We start from the raw sequence: 23095 nt of genomic DNA on the forward strand, positions 1-23095 counted from the left end.
AGGGTCGACCACGTCAGCCCGATTACAGGCCGAACCCTTTGGACATGCGCGTCCGCCGTCGTTCGATCGATTTGTGGAACGCCCATTTGCTGAACAAGGCCAGGGGGAACATGACCCGCTCACCCAGCCCGTCAATCACGGTCAGTTTTCCACCGCGTTCCTGCGCACGCACGATGTTTTCAAACCCCATGTCACCCACGATGATCTGACCCTTTTCAAGATCATCCAACAGGTCCATGAAATCCGCATGCAAACGTTTGCGCCCTTCCTGATCGTCGGCCATGGCCACCCGTTCCGCATGAAGGGTGGGCGCAAGATCACCGTCAGGCCCGGTCAGCTTTTCCATGACCAGAGCTGGCCCCGATGAGGTCGCGGCATATCCCATGAAACGCGCCAACCGGTCGATTTCCGGGCAACCCCGGCTCAATGCTGCCAGGTATTCATTCGCCTCGCGGTTCCACTGCCGCAGGTTGCCATACCGCCATTCGGCGTACCGAGGGATGGTGTGATTTCTGGCGGGTTCATCCGTACGAACCTTCAGCAGCGCGCGCTCAATCTCGGGGTGTTGAAAAATCAGGTAGTTGCGGCTTGTGCGCAAGGGGCTGAAATCGCTCAGGTCAATCATGTATCGCTGTTCCAGTTTCTCGGACGTCGCGCACCGGCGCAGGGGCAAAATTGAGTGTCATTCTTAGAACGTTCTTATTTCAGTTACAATTCACCTTTGCGCCGACTCGGATCGGGTGAACGCCCCCCTGGCCCAGATATAAGGACATACCCAAGGCACCAGAAGTTCCTGTCGCTTTGAACAAGGTCTGGGACAGGAAAACCAGGGCCGCATCAACGCTGTTACGGCGCGGCTCGAAATGCCATTCATTTGGGTAAATGGCGGAGAGACAGGGATTCGAACCCTGGAGACGGTCTCCCGCCTACACACTTTCCAGGCGTGCGCCTTCGACCACTCGGCCACCTCTCCGTGGGCGCGATATTTGAACCATCGCCGGGGGATTTGCAAGAGGTGATTAACGCGAAATTTCAGGAGGCTGCAACGTTGTTGAAAATGTTGTCACAGCTCATCTCCATCTGCGTCTGACAGATCAGCCTCGGTCATTTCAACGGGCGTTGCCGCAGGGGTCTTTGACACCGGTTTATCCTGGGTTTTCTTTGGCGGCTGTTCAGGTGCTTTGGGTGATTCACCGTGCAAAACTTCGGGGTTACGCAGCCAAACGTCGCGCTGTGCAAACGGGATCTCGATCCCCTCTGCGACAAAGCGGCTGTTGATCTCGTGGTTCATGTCCGATTTGACAGACAGCACCCAGTTCACGTCGCGCAGAATGGCGCGGATTTCGAAATCCAGCGAATCCGCACCGAACCCCTGAAACACCACGCTGGGCGCTGGATTGGCCAGAACCATAGGGTGGGAATTGGCTATCTCACCCAGAATCTTTTCGACCAGTTTGGTGTCCGTGCCATAGGCCACGCCCACCGGCACGATGACCCGGCCAATTGTGTTGCCGCGGGTATAGTTGGTGACCACGCCGCTGATCAGGTCCGAGTTCGGCACGATCACATCGGTCCGGTCAAATGTCTCAATCCGCGTGGACCGGACCGAGATGTCGCGCACATAGCCCATCATCCCGTTTACGTCGATCCAATCGCCTTTCGAGATCGGGCGCTCGACCAGCAGGATGATACCAGATACGAAATTCGAAACGATGGTTTGCAGACCGAAACCGATGCCAACCGACAGCGCACCCGCAACAATCGCCAGCGAAGACAGATCAAAACCCGCGACCATGATCGCGGCCAGCGCTGCAAGGAAAATCCCGACATAGCCGGTGCCGGATACAATCGCGTTCTGACCGCCTGGATCAATGCTGGTCTTCGGCAATAGCGAGATGCGCAGCCCGCTTTGCAGCATCCGCGTCAACCCATAGCCTATTGCGAACACTGCAAGGAAGGTAAAGAAATTACTGGGCGAGATCGTTACGCCACCGATATCGAAGCCCAACAGAAGGCGCGACCATGCCTCAAGCAAATCTGTTTCGCGCGCGCCCCAATAGATCGCCAGAATCGGCAGTGCCAGAATAGCCATGGCAAAACCGACAAGGACCGAGAACAAGGAATCTTTGGCAGCTTCGCCCTGCCCGCTGATCCAACCGTAAGCCGAGGTCAGGAACCGGTGCACGATGACCAACGCAGCAATCAGAACCAAAGTTTTCACCGCAGGGAAAACAGTTTCTTCGGCTGCATTGGTATAGCCGAATACCGCCATGATCGGACTTACGATACCCAGCAGGAACAGCGCCCGGCGCAAGAATTCGATCAGTTTGCTCAGGCCTTCACCGCGCATGGTTGCCGAGGTGTCGTTGGGGTCACTTGGAACATCTGCACTGCGAATCTGACGGACGCGCAGCAACACCAGTGAGGTCGCAACGATGACAGGAAAGGCCACAACAGAGCGTGTGGCGTCCGATATATTCTCGATCTGTTCGAACAGATCGACCAACTCGTGTGCGATCAACAAGGCCGCAAGCAGGTCGAGATACACGCGCATCTCGGTTACGCGCTGTTGTGTCAGGCGCTTAAAGCCCTGCGCCGCCTGCATCAAATAGATCTGACGACCAATCCAGTCATAAAACAGGACAAGCGCAGCCCAATACGGGACACTTTGAATCACCATCGTCCCGCGCAGGCCCAAAACCCCGGTCAGCACCACGGCCTGCACCAGTATCCAAACTCCGAACCAAGGCAGAACGATCCGCAAAAGCGAGGTCAGAAATGTCCAGACACCGCTTCCTTGTCCGGCTATAAGGCGCAAATATGCCCCCGCAGCTTCCGACCATCGCTTTCCGTAGAACAACAAAATACCGGCAATCGCGACCAGAAACAGAATTCCCAAACCGCGGTGTTGCAACCGGTCGTTCACCACATCCGTACTCAGGTTTTGGCGAACCTCATTGAACAGACCACGTGCCGCTTCGGTCACATCCACCCAGGCCGGCCCCCAATGGGCCGGGTTCAGCGGCGATGGGCCACGCTGCAACAGCTCTTTTGTCTGACGGTTCCTGAGCAGTTGATCTATCTCGGTGATCAGCCCATTGGCGCGGCTGAACGCCTCTTCCGAGATAATCTGCGGAACCCGAAGGGTGTTCAATTGCTCTTCCAGATGAGCGCGGAGCGCCGCGATATCCTTAGGCTCTGTCGCGTCGCCTTCGGGTTTGGGCCCAAGCGCCTTGATCTGACCTTCCAGCGTGCCGATACGATCCGTATTCGCCCCACGCGCACGGTTGAAATCATCCCGGTAGTCATGGATTTCCGAGCGCAGATTATCCAGCGACGCGTTCGAGGCACGGTCGGCCTCGATCACGGCTTCGGCACGGTCCGCTGTTTTGACCCACCCCTGGTAATATTCACTTTGCCGTTCCGAAAGCTGGGCAGCCGCAGGGCTGACCAGCATGGCAAGACAAATCGATACAAGGGTTAGAAACAGGCGAACCTGCCGCAACATCATACGTCCTCGAATACGCCGGGGATGCTGCGCGGGGCTTCGGTCATCCAGTCAGGAACCGGCAGTTCCTTTTCACGCAGGAATTCGGGGTTGAACAGCTTGGACTGATACCGCGTGCCAAAGTCGCACAGGATGGTCACAATCGTGTGACCTGGCCCCAGATCCTTGGCCAGACGCACTGCGCCCGCCATGTTGATCGCCGTCGACCCCCCCATGACCAGACCTTCGTCGCGCAGCAGATCAAAGATCAGCGGCAGCGCTTCATTGTCGGTCATCTGATAGGAATAATCCGGCGTGAACCCTTCAAGGTTCTTGGTGATACGTACCTGCCCGATCCCTTCAGCGATCGAGCTGCCCTCCATCGCGAATTCACCGGTGGTGTAATAAGAATACAGACCCGCCCCCATCGGATCGACAAGACCGATCTTGACGCCCTTGGGCTGCAGCGCATCGGCCACCCCGGCCAGCGTACCGCCCGAGCCCACGGCACAGACAAAACCGTCGACCTTGCCACCTGTCTGTTCCCAGATTTCGGGGCCTGTGGTTTCCACATGCGCCTGACGGTTGGCGACATTGTCGAATTGGTTGGCCCAGATCGCGCCGTTGGGCTCAGTCTGGGCCAGTTCTTCGGCCAGACGGCGCGAATAATGGACGAAGTTGTTCGGGTTGCGATACGGGGCCGCCGGAACCTGTACCAATTGCGCGCCCGCCAGCCGCAGCATGTCTTTCTTTTCTTCGGACTGGGTTTCGGGGATCACGATCACTGTCTTGAACCCCATCGACGCACCAACCAGCGCAAGGCCGATCCCCGTGTTGCCCGCCGTACCCTCGACAATGGTGCCGCCGGGTTTCAGTTCACCGCGCGCGATGGCGTCGCGGATGATGTAAAGCGCCGCGCGATCCTTGACCGATTGGCCCGGGTTCATAAACTCGGCCTTGCCAAGAATTTCGCACCCTGTCTCGTCACTGATGCGGCGTAGCCGGATCAACGGGGTTTTTCCTACTGCGTCGGCAAGGTCTCGTGCAATGCGCATGGCGCCCTCATTTCATTACGGATAACGAAGATTTACAGATGCAGTGCGACAACCACAAGCGGGGATAATCACCCGCGCAGGCGGTCGCGATGCCGGGCCAGCCAATGCGCAAGCGACAACAGCGGCAAATCCTTGAATTCGTTATTGTCCACCCTGCCCATGAACGTCGCATAGGGCATGATCTGTGTGCGGATATCCTCGCCCTCAGAGGCGAGCCCGCCGTTGTCGATCACCTTGGTCAAATCTGCCAACCCGACATAAAGGTGAATATACTCGGTCGATGACCCGCTGGACGAATACGCCCCACCCGCATATTCCAGCCCGTTCAACGTAACTTGCGCTTCTTCCTGCGCTTCGCGGTGGGCGGCATCCTCGGGCGTTTCACCGGGGTCAATCATGCCTGCGACAGGCTCCCACATCCACGGTTCCGGATCGTCGATCAAAAACACCGGGGTGCGGAACTGTTCCAACAGCAAAACCGTGTCACGCACCGGATCATAGGGCAAAACAACCACAGCGCTGCCTTGCATCAAACCATTTCGGTTAAGAACCCGCCCCATCGAACCATCGTGCTGACGGTGCTGCAAGTCGATTTCTTCAATACCGAAATAGTCGACATAGGCCCGCGTTCTGCGATGAACGATCACGTCTTTTTCTATGTCGCGCGGATCATCGGTGCGGCGTTGGCGTGCCGCCAGTTTGGCCCATGCGCGGGTTCGGATCGACGGAAAGCTGCGGGCGATCGTGCCCGTGTCGACCTTGCCGAAATAGGCCATCACCTCTTGCGCGGCAAGCAGGGTCAGGTCGCCCCAAACACCTGACCATTCCTGTAACGACCAAGGCTTGCCCGGCGTCCAAAGGCCCGGTTCAGGGTAGAACACCCGGGCCTTGGCCTGCGACCCGTCGACCAGATCCACGACCTGCGGGCTCAGGTCGTAGTCAAAACCACCCTCGTAAAACGCCAATCTGTCCAGGTCATCCTGACTGAGGCCTTTCACCAGCACCCCGGGTGCCAAGCTGCCAGGCTCTTCGACGATCATGGGAAAGGCTTGATCTTTCACCCCATAAACCGCGTGGTCGCGAAGCGTGGCCTCGGATAAGGTTAGTTGCGATTGCGGACGACCCAACACCAGCTCCAGCAAAGGCTGATGCCTGAGCGTGCCGTAGAAGAAAAGATCAGACACAGATGTAAATCTCGCTTTGATTTTACGGCATTACCGCCAGCGGCGGCCAGCCTCTTCGGTTGCGAGCCCCGCGATAAGAGCTCCGATAACCAATGTCCACAGGATTTCCGGCACCACAAGCAACTGACCGTAATCCACGCCGATCCGGAATATAGCGATCAGAGCTTCAAACGGGCCGTCATAACGGTGACGCATGGCCTGGCGGAACATCTCATAGGCGCCTTGAACAAACAGGCCCCAGAACACCAAAGATACCATCCCTGTCAAACCATTGTTAATCGCCGCGACCCAGCCACGCCCGACCCGTTTGCCCATGATCTTCCAGCCGCAGATTACCCCCAGGGCCATGTTCACATAAGTGAACCAGCCATAGGCTTTACCTTCTTCCCCGTTGCTGATGATCATGCTTGAAACCAGAAAGGCCACCACCAGAAGACACAGGGCAGCAACGAGACGCGGGGCGGTGGGCATTCGGAATTTCCGTTAGTTAACTAGGTTTTGCTACCGTAATCTGTGTCACATCGCAGTTACCGGTGTCAAAGGCTGCGCCGCAGGCCGTCAAATAATAATTCCACATGCGGCGGAAACGCTCATCAAAGCCCATTTCAGCTATGTCGTCCCACTTGTCATTGAACGTCTCGTACCAACGGCGCAGTGTTTGGTCGTAGCTTTTGCCGAATTCCTTGCTTTGCACAACGCTCAGACCCGCTTGTGCAACCTGTTCTTTCAGGACTGAGGGCGCAGGCAACATGCCACCCGGAAAGATATATTTCTGTATGAAATCAACGCCGTTCCTATAGATATCCCATCTATGCTCGGCTACGGTGATGATTTGCAAAGTGGCTTGCGCGCCGGGCTTCAACCGCTCACGGACGGCTTCGAAATAGACCGGCCAGTACTTTTGCCCGACGGCCTCGAACATCTCGATCGAGGCGATGCCGTCATATTGGCCCCGTTCGTCGCGATAATCCTGCAACTTGAATTCAACCATATCAGAAAGCCCTGCGTTTTCTATACGTTGCTGGGCAAACTTTAACTGCTCCTGACTGATCGTCAAACCTGTGACCCTAAGGCCACGCTCTTTTGCGGCGTATTCGGCGAACCCGCCCCACCCGCAGCCAATCTCAAGGATATGATCGCCCGGTTTCACGCCCATTTCATCGACAAGGCTGGCGTATTTGGCGGTTTGCGCGCGTTCCAGGCTTTCCTGACCCGTTTCAAAAAGAGCGCTGGAATAGGTCATGGTATCATCCAGCCACAAGGCATAGAAATCATTACCCAAATCGTAATGGTACGAGATATTTTTCCGCGCCTGTCTGCGGTTGTTGCGGTGCAGCCAGAACCGCAGGCGTTCGTAGGCCTGCACCAACAGCTTGCCCGTAAAATCATCGTAAACGGTCTCTGTCCCCAGATGCACCAGATCCATGAAGGACCGCAGGTCGGGCGTGCTCCAATCCCCCTCCAGATAGGCGTCGGAAAACCCAAGCTCACCTTCGCGTATCAACCGGGCGAAGACATCCGGATTGTGAACGTCAATGCGCGCCATGGGTCCGGGTTTGACGCCCTCGCTGCGGAACACGCGTCCATCGGGCAGCGCAATGTCCAGCCGACCGGATTCCATCCGGTTCAGCATTTTCAGAACCTGCGAGAAATATCTGGGCAGACCTTTCTGCCCTTCGGTGCTCGTAAGGATCATCCGCCCTCCCATTTGCGGTTGTAGGATAAAGCTAGGGCGAGTTTCCGTTTCTGGCAAGTTTTCAGTTCCTTACCGGCTTTTCGGCCAGTTCAGGCTGGCAGGTTACAAAACGTCGTCAAGCGCGTTCAGCAGCTGATCAACTTCTTGCCGGGACGTATAATGGGTAAAGCTGATGCGCAGCACGCCCTGACCCAGATCGACGCCCATGGCCTGAAGCGGGCGAACGGCATAGAAATCGCCTCCGCCTGCCATGACCCCGTGCTGTACCAGTTCTGCGGCCACTGTTTCAGCGTTTCGGTCAAGTGAAAGCGCAACCGTGGGCGCGCGCCGGGAGGCGTCGGATGTGCCAATCAAACGCACCGCGTTACGATCTTTGACCGCGTCAAGCACTGGCTGCAGCAAAGCGACCTCTTGCGCGCGCATCAGATCATGTACGAACGCCCCGCGTTCGGTTGCGTTGGTCTTGGGGCCGTTGTGATGATCACACAATTGATCAACATAATCGGCCATTCCCGCACTGGCCGCGATCTGCGCATGGTCCGGTCCGGCCGGTGTAAACCGTTTGTACAAAACGTCGCCGTTGAAGGAATGCGCCTGATTTGGCAGCAGCTCTGCCAGGGCGCGGCGCACCACCATGCAGCCTTGATGCGGGCCATAGGTTTTATAGGCTGAAAACAAGTAGATATCCGGCCCAAGGTCGCCTACATTCGGAAAACCGTGCGGCGCATATGACACGCCGTCAACGCATACAAATGCCCCCGCAGCGTGGGCGATCGCGGTGATCTCGGTGACCGGATTGATCTCTCCGACCACGTTGGAGCAGTGCGGAAAACAGACAAGCCGCACTTTTTCGTCCAGAATGTTTTCCAGATCACGCGGATTCAACGATCCGGTTTCCGGATCAATCTGCCATTCGCGCACCTCGATGCCATCATCAGCCAACCGCCGCCACGGGCCAGAGTTCGCCTCGTGGTCCTGATTGGTTACGACGATGACCTCACCCGGCTGCATCCACTGACGAAAAGCCTGTGCCAGAACATAGGTGTTCTGCGTGGTCGATGGCCCAAAGCTCAGCTCATCGGTGTCCACGCCCAGGATCGCGGCCATGCGTATCCGGGCCTCGTCCATCTCTTTGCCCGCAAGGCGGCTGGCGTCATAGGGGCCATATGGCTGGACTTTGCGTTGCGTGTAGAACCGCGTCAGCCGATCAAGAACCGGCTTGCAAGTATATGAGCCACCAGCGTTTTCAAAGAATGCCTGACCTTGCAGTGTGGGCTCGGAAAAGGCAGGGAACTGGGACCTGACAAAGTTGATATCCAGAATGCTCATGGCACGTCTCTCCTTGATCATGCGCGTCAATCCATGAGGTGCCCGAGCATGATTTCGGAACCCTCAGAAACCATGGCAGGTCTTCCAGCCGAGCGGGCACTTGTTTGGTGCCCGCAGTTCACGCGCCGTCATCGCGGGAACGGCGTCAAATTGCCCAGCCGCTTTGCATTCGTCAAGCACCCGATGCGACGGTTGAAAAAGAAAAAGCCGGGCGCGATGACCCGGCTTTACAGAACGTGCTGAGCGCAGCTTAGCCCTGGACTTTGGTATAGGTCCCCTCACCCGCCAGGATCCCACGGAAACCGCCGGGTTCGTCCAGCCCAAAGACGATCAGCGGCAGGTTGTTATCCCGTGCCAGCGCGATGGCCGAGGCATCCATGACCCGCAGGCGTTTCGCAAGAATGTCGTCATAGCTGACTGAGTCGTACCGCACCGCGTCCGCGTGTTCCTTGGGGTCTTTGTCGTAGATGCCGTCCACCCCGTTTTTGCCCATGAAGATCGCCTCGCACGCCATTTCATTGGCGCGCAGCGTCGCGGCGGTGTCAGTGGTGAAATACGGGTTGCCGGTCCCGGCGGCAAAGATACAAACCCGCTTTTTCTCAAGATGGCGGACGGCGCGACGGCGGATATAGGGCTCGCAAACCTCATCCATGCGAATGGCCGAGATGACACGGGTGAACACGCCGACCTCTTCCAGCGCGGATTGCATTCCCAGCGCGTTCATGACCGTTGCCAGCATACCCATATAGTCTGCGGTGGTCCGCTCCATCCCCTGCGCCGAGCCGCTGAGACCCCGGAAAATATTGCCGCCGCCGATCACCATGCAGATCTCGACACCCAGATCGTGCACCGATTTGACCTCTTGCGCGATGCGCTGGACGGTGGGCGGATGCAGGCCGAATCCCTGATCCCCCATCAATGCTTCGCCGGAAATCTTTAGCATCACACGTTTATACGTTGTTTTAGGGGTTTCGGTCGTGTCGGTTGTGGGGGAAAGGCTCATATTGCGCTCCGGGCTGGCACGGGTTTATTTTCCGGCGCAAAATGAAGCAAAACCGCCGCAGGTTCAATGCGGATGGTCAGGATTGAGGCAACCCCAGATGGTCAGTACCGCAACAACGCAAATTTGGGACCGCCTGCCCCCCATTCCCGACGGCGTACCGGTTCTGATCGCGGGGCCGACTGCGTCCGGCAAATCCGCGCTTGCCTTGCAGATCGCCGAGAATTTCGGCGGTGTCATCATCAACGCGGATGCCAGTCAGGTCTATGACTGCTGGCGCGTGATCTCGGCCCGACCATCGGTCGCGGAAGAAACCTGCGCGCCGCACCTGCTGTATGGCCATGTCGCCTATGATCAGGAATATTCCACGGGTCATTGGCTGCGCGAGGTGAAGCCGCTTTTGTCTGGCAGTCAACGCCCGATCATCGTTGGCGGCACCGGATTGTACTTTACTGCGCTGACCGAAGGGATGGCGGACATTCCCGCCACGCCGCCCACCATTCGCGCCCAGGGGGATCAGCTTGACCTGCAAACGTTGATTGACGGGGTGGATGCCCAGACGCTGGGACGTATCGACACCAACAACCGTGCCCGCGTTCAGCGCGCGTGGGAGGTGCAGCAAGCCACCGGACACAGCCTGGCCGCGTGGCAGGCCCAGACGCCACCGCCGGTATTGAACCCCGCTGACACCGTGCCGATCGTGTTTGACGTGGACAAACAATGGCTTTTGGACCGTATCACCCGCCGCTTTGATCAGATGCTGGACAATGGCGCGCTGCAAGAGGTCGAGGCGATGCGCCAGCTCTATGATCCGTCGCTACCGTCCTTCAAGGCCATTGGCGTGCCCGAATTGATGGCCCATCTGGATGGCCGGATGACGCTGGACGCAGCCCGAGAGCGTGCAACCATCGCGACCCGTCAGTTTGCCAAACGCCAACGCACATGGTTTCGCGCCCGGATGAAGAACTGGTATCAGTTAGAGATATCAAAGTGATATAAGTCATACTCACGTCATCGTTCTGAAGATAATCTGCACCAAAACCCCGTGCTCGGACACCATGGATTCTGACCGAATCCGTGGGTGTATTTCCATGAAGAACAAACAAGCTGCCGGTATTCGCCAGTGTATTGGGCGATAAACTCATATCCCCAATGTCGTTTTTGTACCACGGATGACGATTTCGAACATTGACGTCACCCAGTTTCTGGTGCGGAATAGGCGGATGGGGATAATCAGAATCCAAGAAAAGCAAACCCACGAACCTGCCGCCCGGCGTAAACGGGCTTGATAGGTTCAACGCTTCATCAAGAAAAAAACTCTGTCACAGGGAGAAACATTAATGGAAAATCAAACCATGACCGGAGCACCGGTGCACTGGGCGGCCGAAATGCACGCCCAAGAGTATCGGGACGGAAAGCTGAGCAGACGCGAGTTTCTGACCCGCTCCACCAGCTTGGGGGTAACAGCCGCCGCAGCCTATGGTCTGATCGGCATGGCCTCGCCTGTCCGCGCCGACGGGGAAGACGTCAGAAAAGAAGGCGGCACCCTGCGCGTTCAGCAAGAAGTGCGCGCGTTGAAGGATCCGCGCACCTATGATTGGTCGCAGATCGCCAACGTCACACGCGGCACGCTGGAATACCTGGTCGAATACAACTCGGACGGGACATTTCGCGGCATGTTGCTGGAAGGTTGGGAAGTCAACGACGACGCCACCGAATATACCCTCAAGGTTCGTCCTGGCGTAACGTGGAACAACGGCGACGACTTTACCGCTGATGATGTGGCTCGAAATATCGCACGCTGGTGCGACAAGACGTCGGAAACCAACTCTATGGCCGGTCGTTTCGCGACCCTGATCGACGCGGATTCAGGTCAGGCGATTGAGGGCGCAATCGAAGTTGTTGATGCGACCACCGTCAAACTGAACCTGCCGACGTCCGACATCTCACTGATCGCGGGAATGTCGGATTATCCGGCCGCAATCGTTCACAGCTCGTTCAGCGAAAACGACCTTCTCAATAACGTGGGCACCGGTCCATATCTGGTTGACGAACTGGAAGTCGGCGTTAAGGCAACGCTGGTTCGCAATGAAGACCACACCTGGTGGGGCGAAGAGGTATTTGGTCGCCCGGCGCTGGATAGCATTGTCTATATCGACTACGGAACCGACCCGTCGGCCTGGTTGGCGGCGTTGGAATCCGACGAAGTTGACATGCTGTATGAATCGGTTGGTGAATTCATCGACGTGATGGACAGCCTTGGATATGAGAAATCCGAAGTGGTCACCATGAACACCATCGTGATCCGTCCGAACCAGCTGGCCGAAATTGATGGCAAACGTCCCTACGAGGACAAGCGTGTTCGTCAGGCGCTGCAGATGGCTGTCGACAATTCGATCTGTCTTGAGCTGGGTTATGGCGGACGCGGCGTGCCTGCCGAGAACCATCATGTCGGTCCAATCCACCCGGATTACTACGAGTTGCCCAAGCAGAAGGTTGACCCGGAGGGCGCACGCGCGCTGATGGAAGAGGCCGGTATGGCCGATTTCGAGCATGAGCTGTTGTCAATCGATGACGACTGGCGCCGGAACACCACTGATGCAGTGGCGGCACAGCTTCGTGATGCAGGCATCAAAGTGAAGCGGACCGTGCTGCCGGGCAACACGTTCTGGAATGATTGGGCAAAATACCCCTACAGCTCGACCAACTGGAACCACCGCCCGCTTGGCGTTCAGATTTGGGCGCTGGCGTACAAATCTGGCGAAGCTTGGAACGAATTCGGTTGGGCCAATGCCGAATTTGATGCCCTTCTCGCCGAGGCGCTGTCCATCGCAGATGCAGACAAGCGCCGCGAGATCGTCGCCAAAGGTGAGGCAATGATCCAGGAGGAAGGCATCTCTGTCCAACCTTACTGGCGCTCGACCTATCGCCACATGAAGGAAGGTCTGGTTGGCACAGCCCAGCACGTGTCTTTCGAACATCACCACTATAAGTGGGGCTGGGCAGCCTAAGTCCTGCCAGTCAATTAACGGGGGCGCCTGATACGGGCGCCCCTTTCCAGCCGCAGACAGGCCGACATGGGGTCGGGTGTCCGAGGCCAGAATATGGTCCAATGATCTGCGGAACACCCGAACAACAGGGGCCATCATGGGACTATTCATCCTCCGACGGTTTGGCGTCATGCTGTTAACAGCATTATGTCTGACCTTCGTGGTCTTCTTTCTGACCAATCTTTATCCGAACCTTGAAAAGCTTGCCAAAACGCAAGGCAACCAGCGTATGTCCGACGAACAGGTCGAGGCGTGGCTTGACAATCGCGGTTATCTGCAGCCCACGCTGGTCAAATACGGTCAGTGGCTGGGCGTCGCGCCTGGCTATCAAAAGGTCATGAACGACGGCAATGTGGTGGGCACCTGTACCCGCCCCGGATCGACGGCTGAGAACACCCCCAGGTTCTGCGGTGTTTTGCAGGGCGATTGGGGATATTCGACCGTCTTCAAGGATGAGGTCGGCAAGATTGTCGGCAAGCGTCTGGCCAACACCGGCTATCTGATGTTCTGGGTTCTTGTTCTGATGGTGCCCACCGCGCTGTTGGTGGGCGTTCTGGCCGGGATGCGCGAAGGTTCGGCGCTGGACCGGTCGCTGTCGACGTTTTCGATCATCACCACGGCGACACCGGAATATGTTTCGGGCGTGATCTTCATTGCGATTTTCACCTCGTCGACCGTAGGTCTGAAGTGGTTCAAGGGCACCGCGACACAGGCGATGGACAACCCGACGTTCGAAAACTTTTTCCTGCCGGTTCTGACCATCGCCTTGTACGGCATGGGATACATTGCACGTATGACCCGCGCTTCGATGACCGAGGTGATGACCGCGCAATATATCCGGACTGCCCGACTGAAAGGTGTGTCTTTTACCAACATCGTCACGAAACACGCGCTGCGCAACGCGCTGATCGCGCCGTTCACCGTCATCATGTTGCAGTTCCCATGGTTGCTGAATGGTGTGGTGATCGTCGAGACCCTGTTCAACTACAAGGGCTTTGGCTGGGCGCTGGTTCAGGCGGCGGGCAACAATGACATTCAGCTGTTGCTGGCGATTTCGGTCGTGTCGGTCTTTGTGGTGCTGGTGACGCAGCTGATCTCGGATATCGGCTATGTCTACCTCAACCCGCGCATTCGCATTTCTTAAGGGAGATAGAACATGGAACCTCTTAGCTGGACCGGCTCTATCGCCTTTCTGAACCCCATCCTGATGATCGCGCTAGCCGCGCTGGTGATATCCATTGTCGTTTGGATTCTTGGCAGCATCGTGCTGCCAGAGGCACCGATGACCGTGAATGCCGACGGGACCCTAAGTTCCGGCTCGGGCCTGCGAGTTCTGACCCAAACAGCATTGCAATACAGCTTTGTTGCCTGTGTCGCCCTTGCGCTGGCCTATGTCGTGCTGGGTATCCTGATGGGCACAGGCGCTGGCATCATCGGGGCGATCTCGCAGCAGTTTCTGCCCGTGTGGCTGTCGCTGATCATCTTGTTTGCCATGTCGATCGCCTTCAAGCGTCGTCTTGGCCTGTATGGCAAGCTGTTCGACAGCCCTATCGGCATGATCGGCTTTGGCCTTGTCATGTTCTGGGTCTTCACCGGCATCTTCGGGGCGATGGACCTGATCGTGACGCATGATTCGTTGTCGCAGGTGTCGGGAATGAAGAACAAGGTTCCGGGCACGCCCCTGCCAAATGCAGAAGAAGGCCAATACGCCTGGTATCTGCTGGGTGGGGATAATCTGGCCCGCGACGTATTCAGCCGAATGGTCAAAGGTGCATGGATCGTGGTGCAGATCGCGCCGCTGGCGACGATGTTCGCCTTTATGGTCGGGATCACGCTGGGTCTGCCTGCGGGATACTATGGCGGCCGTCTGGACACGTTCCTGTCGTTCCTGGCCAACCTGATCCTGGCCTTCCCGGTGATCTTGCTGTTCTACCTGCTGGTCACGCCCGAAATCGTTGCAACCGGGGTGCCAAACTATATGGCAGCCGTTTTGTTCGTGTTTCCAATTCTGTTCATCAGCGTTTTGCTGAACTCGCGGTATTATACCCGCCCGAATTTCCGTACGCCGCTGTTGATCGGTGTTCTGGGTATCGCTTTGTGGCTATATCTGTCGCTGATTTCCACAGATGGATACATCATCAACACCGATGCCTATAAGATCTGGGGATTGCCGACCTTTCTGGATCTGTTCGATATCCCTGGCGGTATTCTTGTGGTGTTTGTTTCGGTGGTCTTCGTAAATTCACCCACGGTGTTCCGCATCGTGCGGGGGCTGGCGATGGACATCAAGACACGGGACTATGTCGCTGCGGCGCAAACCCGTGGCGAGGGTCCGTGGTACATCATGTTGTGGGAAATCCTGCCGAACGCACGCGGCCCGCTGATCGTCGATTTCTGTCTGCGCATTGGCTATACCACCATCCTTTTGGGCACCTTGGGTTTCTTTGGTCTGGGCCTGCCACCCGAAAGCCCGGACTGGGGATCCACGATCAACGAGGGGCGCAAGCTGTTGTCGATCTATCTGCACCCTGCCCTGCCGCCCGCCTTTGCATTGCTCTCGCTGGTTCTGGGTTTGAATCTGCTGGCGGATGGGCTGCGCGAAGAAAGTCTGAAGGACTGATGTGATCGAGGCCGGGGGGCCAGCCCCCCGGACCCCCCGGGATATTTGTAGCCAGATGAAGCGGACCCCCGCGATCTGGTGAGGAGTAAGCAAGATGAACAAACTGGCGGAATATGACGGCCCGATCCTTGAGATCGACAAACTGTCGATTTCATTCTTTACCCGTCTGCGGGAAATCCCCGCAGTGATGGATTTCTCGGTCAGCGTTCAACCTGGCGAAGCAGTCGGATTGGTGGGCGAATCCGGATGCGGGAAATCGACTGTGGCGTTGGGTGTCATGCAGGACCTTGGCAAGAATGGCCGCGTCGTGGGCGGTACGATCAAATTCAAGGGTCGCGATCTGGCTGAGATGAGCGCAGATGAATTGCGCGATATTCGCGGCAACGAAATTGCCATGATCTATCAGGAGCCGATGGCCAGCCTGAACCCGGCGATGAAGATCGGCAGGCAACTGATGGAAGTGCCGATGATCCATGAGGGGGTCGGCACCGAAGAGGCCTATGCCCGCGCGCTGGAGGTTGTGACCGATGTGCGCCTGCCCGACCCCGAACGGATGCTGAATTCCTTTCCACACCAGTTGTCCGGTGGTCAACAGCAGCGGATCGTCATTGCGATGGCGCTGATGTCGAAACCGGCGCTGTTGATCCTGGACGAGCCGACAACGGCACTGGACGTGACCGTTGAGGCCGCCGTGGTCGAATTGGTCAGGGATCTGGGTAAGAAATATGGCACCTCGATGCTGTTTATCTCGCACAACCTCGGTCTGGTGCTGGAAACCTGCGACCGGCTGTGCGTGATGTATTCGGGTGAGGCGGTCGAGCGCGGCTCGATCCATGACGTGTTCGATGAGATGCAGCACCCCTATACGCAGGCGCTGTTCCGGTCGATCCCGTTGCCCGGGGCGGACAAGAACTCGCGCCCGTTGGTGGCGATTCCGGGGAACTTTCCACTGCCGCATGAGCGGCCCTCGGGCTGTAACTTTGGGCCACGCTGCGATTATTTCGAAGAAGGTCGCTGTGACGCGCAGGATATCCTGATGGACACGGTTCCGGGTAATGATCGTCACCACACACGGTGTCTGAAATTCAATGAGATCGACTGGAACGCGCCAATCATTCTGGCAGATAAGAAGGAAAAGGGCGAGATTGGCAAAACCGTTCTAAAGATGGACAACCTCAAGAAATACTATGAGGTGGCCGCGAATGCCCTGTTCGGTGGTGGTGAGAAAAAGGTGGTGAAAGCCAATGAAACCCTCAGCTTTGAGGCGCATGAATCCGAAACGCTGGCCATTGTGGGTGAATCCGGATGCGGCAAATCCACTTTCGCCAAGGTGTTGATGGGGCTGGAGACGGCCACGGACGGCCAAATCCTGCTGGATAACCGCAATATCGAGGACGTGCCCATCGAAGAGCGCGACGCCAAGACTGTGGGAGAGGTTCAGATGGTGTTCCAGAACCCCTTTGACACGCTGAATCCTTCGATGACCGTAGGCCGTCAAATCATTCGCGCGCTCGAGATTTTTGGCGTTGGCAATTCCGAGGCCGAGCGCAAAAAGCGGATGCTGGAACTGTTGGATCTGGTGAAACTACCCCGAGCGTTTGCCGAGCGAATGCCACGGCAATTGTCGGGCGGGCAGAAACAGCGTGTGGGTATCGCACGCGCCTTTGCCGGCGACGCGCGCATCGTTGTGGCGGATGAGCCGGTTTCGGCACTGGACGTTTCCGTGCAGGCGGCGGTGACCGATCTACTGATGGAAATTCAGCGCGAACATAAGACCACTTTGTTGTTCATCAGCCATGACCTGTCCATCGTACGCTATCTCAGCGACCGGGTGATGGTGATGTATCTGGGCCATGTGGTCGAACTGGGCACCACCGATCAGGTCTTCAGCCCGCCCTATCACCCCTATACCGAGGCCCTGCTAAGCGCGGTGCCCATCGCCGACACGTCGGTTGAAAAGCAGCATATTGTTCTGGAGGGCGATATTCCGTCTGCCATGAACCCGCCTCCGGGGTGTCCGTTCCAGACCCGATGCCGATGGAAATCCGAAGTGCCCGGTGGGCTGTGCGAAAAAGACGTGCCGCCCGTGAAAACCGTGGCTGAGGGGCATCAGGTCAAATGCCACCTGGCCGATGACATTTTGGCGCGCATGGAGCCGGTTATCAAAATCGCGGCTGAATAAACACCCCGACCACAGGGCGCCGAATTTAAAGCGGCGCCCTGTGTCATAAATCTGAATCATGGCTCGGATAGCGCTTGCGGCTCTGCTGATGTGAATTTGGCGGCCAAGTATTTGCAAGCGAGCCCTTTATGACACTTTTGACTGACGCGCGTGCACGGGCCATTTTGGGTCTGCACTTGTGCGGCTCGTTCTGCGCCAGCCTGACAGCCCCATTCATTCCGTTCTACATCGTGCAGGAACTGGGCCATCCGCCCTGGAAGATCAGCATCTACAGCGCGTTGGCGATCCTGCTGACAGTCACGCTCAACCGTGCGTTTGCTGCGCGGCTGGACAGCGGGCACCGTTTCGCGCCGCTGGTGAATGCCTCGATCGCGGGGTACATGACCGCGCTGATATCGGTGCTGATCTGGCCGTCCTACTGGACGTTGATCACCGTGGGGGTTCTTGGCTTCAGCCTCAGCGGCAGTTCTCTGTCGACAATGTACAGCTTTGGCCGGATCAGCGCCGAACGCTATGGATTCGATATCACCGCATTCAACGCATGGCTGCGGGCGATGACGTCGCTGGGCTGGATGATGGGGCCAGCGTTGGCGTTCTTTGTGGCTGGACAATGGGGCGCCAGCTGGACGTTTTGCTTTGCCCTTGGGGCGGCGCTGATCTGGGCGGTTCTGCGATGGTACGCGATGCCCCGCGACGCCCGGGCCGAGGCCGCCGATAAGACGCCACCGGATTCAGCATACGCTGAGCGGGCGCTATGGTTGGCGGTTGGCGCGTGTCTGCTCTTTTCCGCCGCCCATGTTCTGTGCACCAGTGCCCTGCCGCTGTTCTATGTACGCGAGGCTGGATTGCCAGCTTACGCGCCGGGCCTGTCCTTTTCGATTAAGACCGGGACCGAGATCGTCATGATCCTGACTACTCCGGCCTTGCTGCGCCGTCTTGCCCCCTTGTCCGTGCTGACCCTTTCGGGCGGTCTTGGATTGTGTGCGTTTCTTATGCTGTCACAGGTCACGGGGGTGACCGCCATGGTCTTTGGGGCCGCGCTTGAAGGCGCATACTATGGTCTGTTTGCAGGAGTCAGCATGACCTATGTACAAAACTTTGCGAATGGGCGGATGGCGCGGGCAAATGCGCTGTATGTCAACAGCCTGTTTATCGGGGCGCTTGTCGCTGGTCCGTCGGTTGGGATGATCGCACAGTTTGCCAGTTTTCAGACCGCCATTCTTGCAGCATGTCTGCCGATGGTCTGCGCCTTGATCGTCCTGGCGGCCACAAACCGGATTCGCAGGCTTGCCGGGACTGGCCACGTAAAACCGGAAAGTTCAGGCTAACCGCCCCAGATCACCTTCACGTAGTTCTGGGTTTCCTTGTACGGTGGCACGCCGCCGTGTTTTTCAACGGCTTTCGGCCCGGCATTATAAGCCGCCAGCGCCAGACGCCAGGATTTGAACTTGCGGTACTGCCAGGACAGATAGCGCGCACCACCTTCCAGATTCTGTTTCGGATCATGTGGGTTCACACCCAGCAACCGCGCGGTGCCCGGCATCAACTGCGCCAGACCCAAAGCACCCTTGTGCGATTTCGCATGGGGGTTCCAGCCGCTTTCCTGCTGCACCAGACGCAAAAACAGTTCCTCTGGAACGTTGTGCTTGCGTGCCGCTTGTCTGGCCAACGTCAGGTACTGTCCGCGATATTTACCGCTATAACGCTTGGTCACCGTAGGCTCGACCGTCTTCGGCTTTAACCGTTCCGAGTCGCGATACTGGGTCGCCGCACGCGTATCCAGAATCTTCGATTGTTTGAGAAAAATATCCCTGCGGTTTTTCGTAGACAACGTGTCAGACGCAGCCGGAATCGAAACCAGCGCGAGGCACAAACCAGAAAAACACCCAACCAGAAAACGCATTAATGCCTATCCCGCTCGTTCACGAACCCGACTGAGTATAGGTATTTCAGTAAAAAATGAAAGCTTGGTAAATGAAATCTCTGGGATTTCTTGCGCGGCGTGGCCCGCATCAACTGTGTTTTAACCATGACACAGGCCGTATAGGGTCTCATAGATACACAGCGCCAGATTCGGGCGCATTCTAGTCAGTCAAGAACGGGGAAATTTATGGCGGGTTCAGTCAACAAGGTCATTCTGGTCGGGAATCTTGGCCGCGATCCCGAGGTCCGGTCGTTCCAGAACGGCGGCAAGGTTTGCAACCTGCGCATCGCCACATCCGAAAACTGGAAAGACCGCAACACCGGTGAGCGCCGCGAACGTACGGAATGGCATTCGGTTGCGATTTTCAACGAAGGACTTGTCCGCGTGGCCGAACAATACCTGCGCAAGGGTTCGAAAATCTATGTCGAAGGGCAATTGCAAACGCGCAAATGGCAGGACCAATCCGGCCAGGATCGTTATTCCACCGAGGTAGTTCTTCAGGGATTTGGTTCGACACTCGTGATGTTGGATGGCCGCGGCGAAGGCGGCGGCGGTGGCGGTGGATTTGGTGGCGGCCAATCAGGCAGCTATGGCGGCGGTCAGGCCGGTGGCGGCTATGGCAACGACCCATACGGCGCCCCCTCCAGCGCGCCTGCCCCGGCATCCGGTGGAATCGACGACGACGAGATTCCGTTCTAAACGAAGCGGAGAAACATCATGACATGGTCCTTCTCACTCGGCCGCTTACTAGGGTCGGAACTGAGGGTCCATGTCACCTTTTTCCTGTTGTTGGCCTGGGTTGGATTTGCCGCCTATTCCAGCGGCGGAATACCGGCCGCAATCGAAAATCTGATCTTTGTGCTGGCCCTGTTCGCCTGCGTCGTGGCGCATGAATTCGGTCACGCACTAATGGCGCGGCGCTATGGGATCAAAACCCCCGACATCACCCTGTTGCCGATTGGCGGGTTGGCCCGGCTGGAACGGATGCCGGAAAAGCCAATGCAAGAGGTCTGGGTCGCATTGGCCGGACCTGCAGTGAACATCGTGATTTGGGTTGTTCTGTTCGCATTGGGGGCGGGAATGCCCTATGAGACCCTGGGGCAGATCGACAGCACCGGGCACGGGCTGCTGAACCGACTGGCCTATGTCAATCTGCTGCTGGCCGCCTTCAACATGATCCCGGCCTTTCCGATGGACGGAGGACGCGTGTTCCGCGCCCTACTGTGCTTGAAAATGGATCGTGTCAAAGCCACCAAAATCGCGGCGACCGGCGGGCAGATCGTTGCTGTGGCGTTTGGCTTTTGGGGGCTTAGCGCAGGCAACCCCCTATTGGTACTGATCGCCGTTTTCGTATTCGTGGCCGCCAGTTCGGAAAGCCAGGAAGTCGCCATGCGCTCGGTCGCGCGGCGGGTGCTGGCGCGGGACGCGATGATAACCGAGTTTCACGCCCTGTCCCCTGATGACACCTTGGCCACGGCAGCACAGGCTGTCATTCACACCACCCAGCACGAATTTCCCATGCTGGGCCCTGATGGCACATTGCTAGGCTTCGTGACCCGGGATCAATTGCTCAGGACACTGGCCGGGGACGGCCCCCGATCTGAACCGGCTACCACGCTCATGGTGACGGATATCCCGCAAGTGCAATTGACCAGTGGTCTTGAGATGGTTCTGGACGGGCTGCACCAAGGGGCCCCTGCCATCGCCGTCTGCACTCCGTCCGGACGCATGGTCGGCTATATCACCCGCGAAAACATCGGTGAACTGATGGTTATTCGCGGGCGTTGATCAGACCGTCGCCAGAGCGTCCTCTAGCACCGACAACACGGCCTCGCGCGGGACGTCCGAGGTGACAAAGGCCTGTCCGATACCGCGCGCCAGAATAAATCTCAGCTGCCCGTCGATCACCTTTTTATCCTGTGCCATCAAATCGACCAGAGCTTCGGCCCCAGGCAGATCACCCGGAATATCAGCCAGATCGGTTTTCATCCCCATCGTGCGCAGATGCGCGCGCACGCGGCTTGGGTCCTCTTGCGAGCACAGGCCCAGACGTGACGACAGCTCAAACGCCAGCGCGCATCCGATGGCCACACCTTCGCCATGCAGCAAACGGTCGGAATACCCGGTGGCGGCCTCCAGGGCATGGCAGAATGTGTGCCCGAGGTTCAGCAACGCACGATCGCCCTGCTCGGTCTCATCGCGCGCCACGATATCGGCCTTCATCTGCACCGAACGGGTCACGGCGCGCACCCGTGCTGCCATGTCCCCGCCAAAGACATCCGTTCCGGTGGCTTCGAGCCATTCAAAAAACGCCGCATCACCCAGCAGCCCGTATTTCACGACCTCACCATAGCCTGACAGGAAATCCCGCTGGGTCATGGTGCCCAGAACCGATGTATCGGCCAGCACCAGGGACGGTTGATGAAACGCCCCGATCAGGTTCTTGCCCTGCGGCGCGTTGATCCCCGTTTTGCCCCCGACAGAGCTGTCGACCTGCGCCAGCAGAGAGGTCGGAATCTGTACAAACCGCACACCCCGGCGCAAGGTTGCCGCCGCGAAACCCGCCAGATCGCCGATGACTCCGCCACCAAAGGCAACAACGACGTCCCGGCGTTCAATCTTTTCGGCCAGCAGCCATTCAACCGCGCGTTCGAAATGCGGCCAGCTTTTGGTGGCCTCGCCCGCAGGCAAAGCCAGCGACGACATCTGAATTCCCGCAGCGGCCAATCCGTCGCGCAGCGCATCCAGATGCAAGTCGGCCACATTTTCATCTGTCAGCACGGCAACCTTGGGCCGATGTAACAGCGGTGCGATACGCGCCCCGGATTGTTTCAGCAGATCGGGGCCAATTTCCACGTCGTAGGACCGCTCGCCCAGCTCAACATGTACGGTTTGAAGCATCTATTTCCGTTCCAAAACATCTGGGCGTGTCATTAGCGCATCCACCACCCGGTTCACCATATTCTCAATCGAGGTCTCACCATCGGACTCGGCCGTCAGATCGGCCTGCGCATAAACCGGAACGCGGGCTTCGTACAGGGCGCGCAAAGTCGCATAAGGGTCGGTGGTCCGCAGCAACGGGCGCGTGTCCTTGTGTTTGACGCGGTTCCAAAGCACCTCCAGATCAGCCCGCAACCAGACAGACACGCCGCGGTCTGTAATCATCATGCGGTTCTGGTCTGCCAAAAAAGCACCGCCACCGGTTGACAGGATGCCTTTTTCCTCATCCAGCAAACGCCCGATAACCTGGCTTTCCTTGGCACGAAAGAACGGCTCACCGTCGCGTTCGAAAATCTCGGGGATGGTCATATTGGCCGCCGATTCGATCTCGGCGTCGCTGTCGAGGAAGGGAACACCCAGCTTTGCGGCCAATGCCCGGCCCACAGCCGTCTTACCGGCCCCCATCATGCCCACAAGAACCACTGTTTTGTGCAGTTCAAAGCCCGTAACAGGGTCAGAGTCGTTGGTGTTATGCTTAATTTCGCTCATTTCATCGTGAATGACGTGATCTTAGGGAAAATGCTAGCTATAACTATGGCAAAAGAGAAAATTGGGGCAGCGTTGAGCA

General features: G+C 57.6%; 19 protein-coding genes and 1 tRNA gene. 8 read left to right on the top strand and 12 right to left on the bottom strand.

Going from position 1 to position 23095, the window contains the following annotated elements; translation table 11 throughout:
- Positions 1–22 precede the first annotated feature (22 nt).
- From JT51_RS01940 to pyrH, 9 genes are all read right to left on the bottom strand, one after another.
- Positions 23–673: a YrbL family protein gene (locus JT51_RS01940; RefSeq protein WP_037307209.1), complete on the bottom strand. Its 651-nt coding sequence runs from the start codon at positions 671–673 to the stop codon at positions 23–25.
- Between the two features lie 210 nt (positions 674–883).
- Positions 884–973 (bottom strand) — tRNA-Ser (locus JT51_RS01945).
- 90 nt (positions 974–1063) lie between these two features.
- Positions 1064–3508, bottom strand: coding sequence for a DUF3772 domain-containing protein (locus tag JT51_RS01950; RefSeq protein ID WP_037309272.1), 2445 nt, complete (start codon positions 3506–3508; stop codon positions 1064–1066).
- Positions 3508–4542, bottom strand: coding sequence for a cysteine synthase A (locus JT51_RS01955; protein ID WP_037307211.1), 1035 nt, complete (start codon positions 4540–4542; stop codon positions 3508–3510). The genes JT51_RS01950 and JT51_RS01955 overlap by 1 nt, the downstream gene beginning before the upstream one ends.
- Before the next feature lie 68 nt (positions 4543–4610).
- Complete coding sequence (locus tag JT51_RS01960) at positions 4611–5726, bottom strand: NUDIX domain-containing protein (RefSeq protein ID WP_037307214.1); 1116 nt, start codon at positions 5724–5726, stop codon at positions 4611–4613.
- Between the two features lie 30 nt (positions 5727–5756).
- Positions 5757–6197 carry a TrgA family protein gene (locus JT51_RS01965; RefSeq protein WP_037307216.1) on the bottom strand — a complete coding sequence of 147 codons (441 nt, stop codon included), beginning with the start codon at positions 6195–6197 and terminating at the stop codon, positions 5757–5759.
- A 16-nt stretch (positions 6198–6213) separates the two neighbouring features.
- Entirely contained in the window at positions 6214–7422 is a 1209-nt protein-coding gene (locus JT51_RS01970) for an SAM-dependent methyltransferase (RefSeq protein WP_037307218.1), read from the bottom strand.
- Positions 7423–7524: 102 nt separating this feature from the next.
- Positions 7525–8751 (bottom strand): aminotransferase class V-fold PLP-dependent enzyme, encoded by a 1227-nt coding sequence (locus tag JT51_RS01975; RefSeq protein WP_037307220.1) that lies wholly within the window; start codon positions 8749–8751, stop codon positions 7525–7527.
- Between the two features lie 250 nt (positions 8752–9001).
- On the bottom strand, positions 9002–9754 hold the full coding sequence (gene pyrH / locus JT51_RS01980) for a UMP kinase (protein ID WP_037307222.1): 753 nt from the start codon (positions 9752–9754) through the stop codon (positions 9002–9004).
- A 97-nt stretch (positions 9755–9851) separates the two neighbouring features.
- Here pyrH and miaA point away from each other — a divergent pair, with 97 nt between their 5' ends.
- The 6 genes from miaA to JT51_RS02010 all read left to right on the top strand — a co-directional run bounded on the left by miaA (position 9852) and on the right by JT51_RS02010 (position 18931).
- A complete protein-coding gene (gene miaA, locus JT51_RS01985) occupies positions 9852–10745 on the top strand; it encodes a tRNA (adenosine(37)-N6)-dimethylallyltransferase MiaA (RefSeq protein ID WP_051927430.1) in 894 nt (297 codons plus the stop codon).
- Between the two features lie 346 nt (positions 10746–11091).
- Complete coding sequence (locus JT51_RS01990) at positions 11092–12762, top strand: ABC transporter substrate-binding protein (RefSeq protein WP_037307225.1); 1671 nt, start codon at positions 11092–11094, stop codon at positions 12760–12762.
- A 136-nt stretch (positions 12763–12898) separates the two neighbouring features.
- Positions 12899–13945 (top strand): ABC transporter permease, encoded by a 1047-nt coding sequence (locus tag JT51_RS01995; protein WP_037307227.1) that lies wholly within the window; start codon positions 12899–12901, stop codon positions 13943–13945.
- A 12-nt stretch (positions 13946–13957) separates the two neighbouring features.
- Complete coding sequence (locus JT51_RS02000; RefSeq protein ID WP_037307229.1) at positions 13958–15421, top strand: ABC transporter permease; 1464 nt, start codon at positions 13958–13960, stop codon at positions 15419–15421.
- A gap of 94 nt (positions 15422–15515) precedes the next feature.
- Complete coding sequence (locus JT51_RS02005) at positions 15516–17603, top strand: ABC transporter ATP-binding protein (RefSeq protein WP_037307231.1); 2088 nt, start codon at positions 15516–15518, stop codon at positions 17601–17603.
- A gap of 128 nt (positions 17604–17731) precedes the next feature.
- Positions 17732–18931 carry an MFS transporter gene (locus JT51_RS02010; protein WP_051927386.1) on the top strand — a complete coding sequence of 400 codons (1200 nt, stop codon included), beginning with the start codon at positions 17732–17734 and terminating at the stop codon, positions 18929–18931.
- Here JT51_RS02010 and JT51_RS02015 read toward each other — a convergent pair.
- Positions 18928–19506: a lytic transglycosylase domain-containing protein gene (locus JT51_RS02015; RefSeq protein WP_037307233.1), complete on the bottom strand. Its 579-nt coding sequence runs from the start codon at positions 19504–19506 to the stop codon at positions 18928–18930. The genes JT51_RS02010 and JT51_RS02015 overlap by 4 nt on opposite strands.
- Before the next feature lie 207 nt (positions 19507–19713).
- Here JT51_RS02015 and ssb point away from each other — a divergent pair, with 207 nt between their 5' ends.
- Both ssb and JT51_RS02025 read left to right on the top strand, forming a co-directional pair.
- A complete protein-coding gene (gene ssb, locus JT51_RS02020; RefSeq protein WP_037307235.1) occupies positions 19714–20226 on the top strand; it encodes a single-stranded DNA-binding protein in 513 nt (170 codons plus the stop codon).
- Between the two features lie 18 nt (positions 20227–20244).
- Positions 20245–21315: a site-2 protease family protein gene (locus tag JT51_RS02025; RefSeq protein ID WP_037307238.1), complete on the top strand. Its 1071-nt coding sequence runs from the start codon at positions 20245–20247 to the stop codon at positions 21313–21315.
- Here JT51_RS02025 and aroB read toward each other — a convergent pair whose 3' ends face one another.
- Positions 21316–22428, bottom strand: coding sequence for a 3-dehydroquinate synthase (gene aroB, locus JT51_RS02030; protein WP_037307240.1), 1113 nt, complete (start codon positions 22426–22428; stop codon positions 21316–21318).
- Positions 22429–23016 carry a shikimate kinase gene (locus JT51_RS02035; RefSeq protein ID WP_037307242.1) on the bottom strand — a complete coding sequence of 196 codons (588 nt, stop codon included), beginning with the start codon at positions 23014–23016 and terminating at the stop codon, positions 22429–22431.
- Between the last annotated feature and the right edge of the window lie 79 nt (positions 23017–23095).

It is taken from the genome of Ruegeria halocynthiae, from assembly GCF_000743705.1.
GTDB lineage: Bacteria > Pseudomonadota > Alphaproteobacteria > Rhodobacterales > Rhodobacteraceae > Ruegeria > Ruegeria halocynthiae_B.

Bases quoted from the DNA above. Each gene is read 5' to 3' on its own strand.
- JT51_RS02015 (WP_037307233.1), bottom strand. From the start codon at position 19,506: ATGCGTTTTCTGGTTGGGTGTTTTTCTGGTTTGTGCCTCGCGCTGGTT.
- JT51_RS02005 (WP_037307231.1), top strand. From the start codon at position 15,516: ATGAACAAACTGGCGGAATATGACGGCCCGATCCTTGAGATCGACAAA.
- aroB (WP_037307240.1), bottom strand. From the start codon at position 22,428: ATGCTTCAAACCGTACATGTTGAGCTGGGCGAGCGGTCCTACGACGTG.
- pyrH (WP_037307222.1), bottom strand. From the start codon at position 9,754: ATGAGCCTTTCCCCCACAACCGACACGACCGAAACCCCTAAAACAACG.
- JT51_RS01965 (WP_037307216.1), bottom strand. From the start codon at position 6,197: ATGCCCACCGCCCCGCGTCTCGTTGCTGCCCTGTGTCTTCTGGTGGTG.
- JT51_RS01990 (WP_037307225.1), top strand. From the start codon at position 11,092: ATGGAAAATCAAACCATGACCGGAGCACCGGTGCACTGGGCGGCCGAA.
- JT51_RS01970 (WP_037307218.1), bottom strand. From the start codon at position 7,422: ATGATCCTTACGAGCACCGAAGGGCAGAAAGGTCTGCCCAGATATTTC.
- miaA (WP_051927430.1), top strand. From the start codon at position 9,852: ATGGTCAGTACCGCAACAACGCAAATTTGGGACCGCCTGCCCCCCATT.
- JT51_RS01995 (WP_037307227.1), top strand. From the start codon at position 12,899: ATGGGACTATTCATCCTCCGACGGTTTGGCGTCATGCTGTTAACAGCA.
- JT51_RS02000 (WP_037307229.1), top strand. From the start codon at position 13,958: ATGGAACCTCTTAGCTGGACCGGCTCTATCGCCTTTCTGAACCCCATC.
- ssb (WP_037307235.1), top strand. From the start codon at position 19,714: ATGGCGGGTTCAGTCAACAAGGTCATTCTGGTCGGGAATCTTGGCCGC.
- JT51_RS02035 (WP_037307242.1), bottom strand. From the start codon at position 23,016: ATGAGCGAAATTAAGCATAACACCAACGACTCTGACCCTGTTACGGGC.
- JT51_RS01950 (WP_037309272.1), bottom strand. From the start codon at position 3,508: ATGTTGCGGCAGGTTCGCCTGTTTCTAACCCTTGTATCGATTTGTCTT.
- JT51_RS01955 (WP_037307211.1), bottom strand. From the start codon at position 4,542: ATGCGCATTGCACGAGACCTTGCCGACGCAGTAGGAAAAACCCCGTTG.
- JT51_RS01975 (WP_037307220.1), bottom strand. From the start codon at position 8,751: ATGAGCATTCTGGATATCAACTTTGTCAGGTCCCAGTTCCCTGCCTTT.
- JT51_RS02025 (WP_037307238.1), top strand. From the start codon at position 20,245: ATGACATGGTCCTTCTCACTCGGCCGCTTACTAGGGTCGGAACTGAGG.
- JT51_RS02010 (WP_051927386.1), top strand. From the start codon at position 17,732: ATGACACTTTTGACTGACGCGCGTGCACGGGCCATTTTGGGTCTGCAC.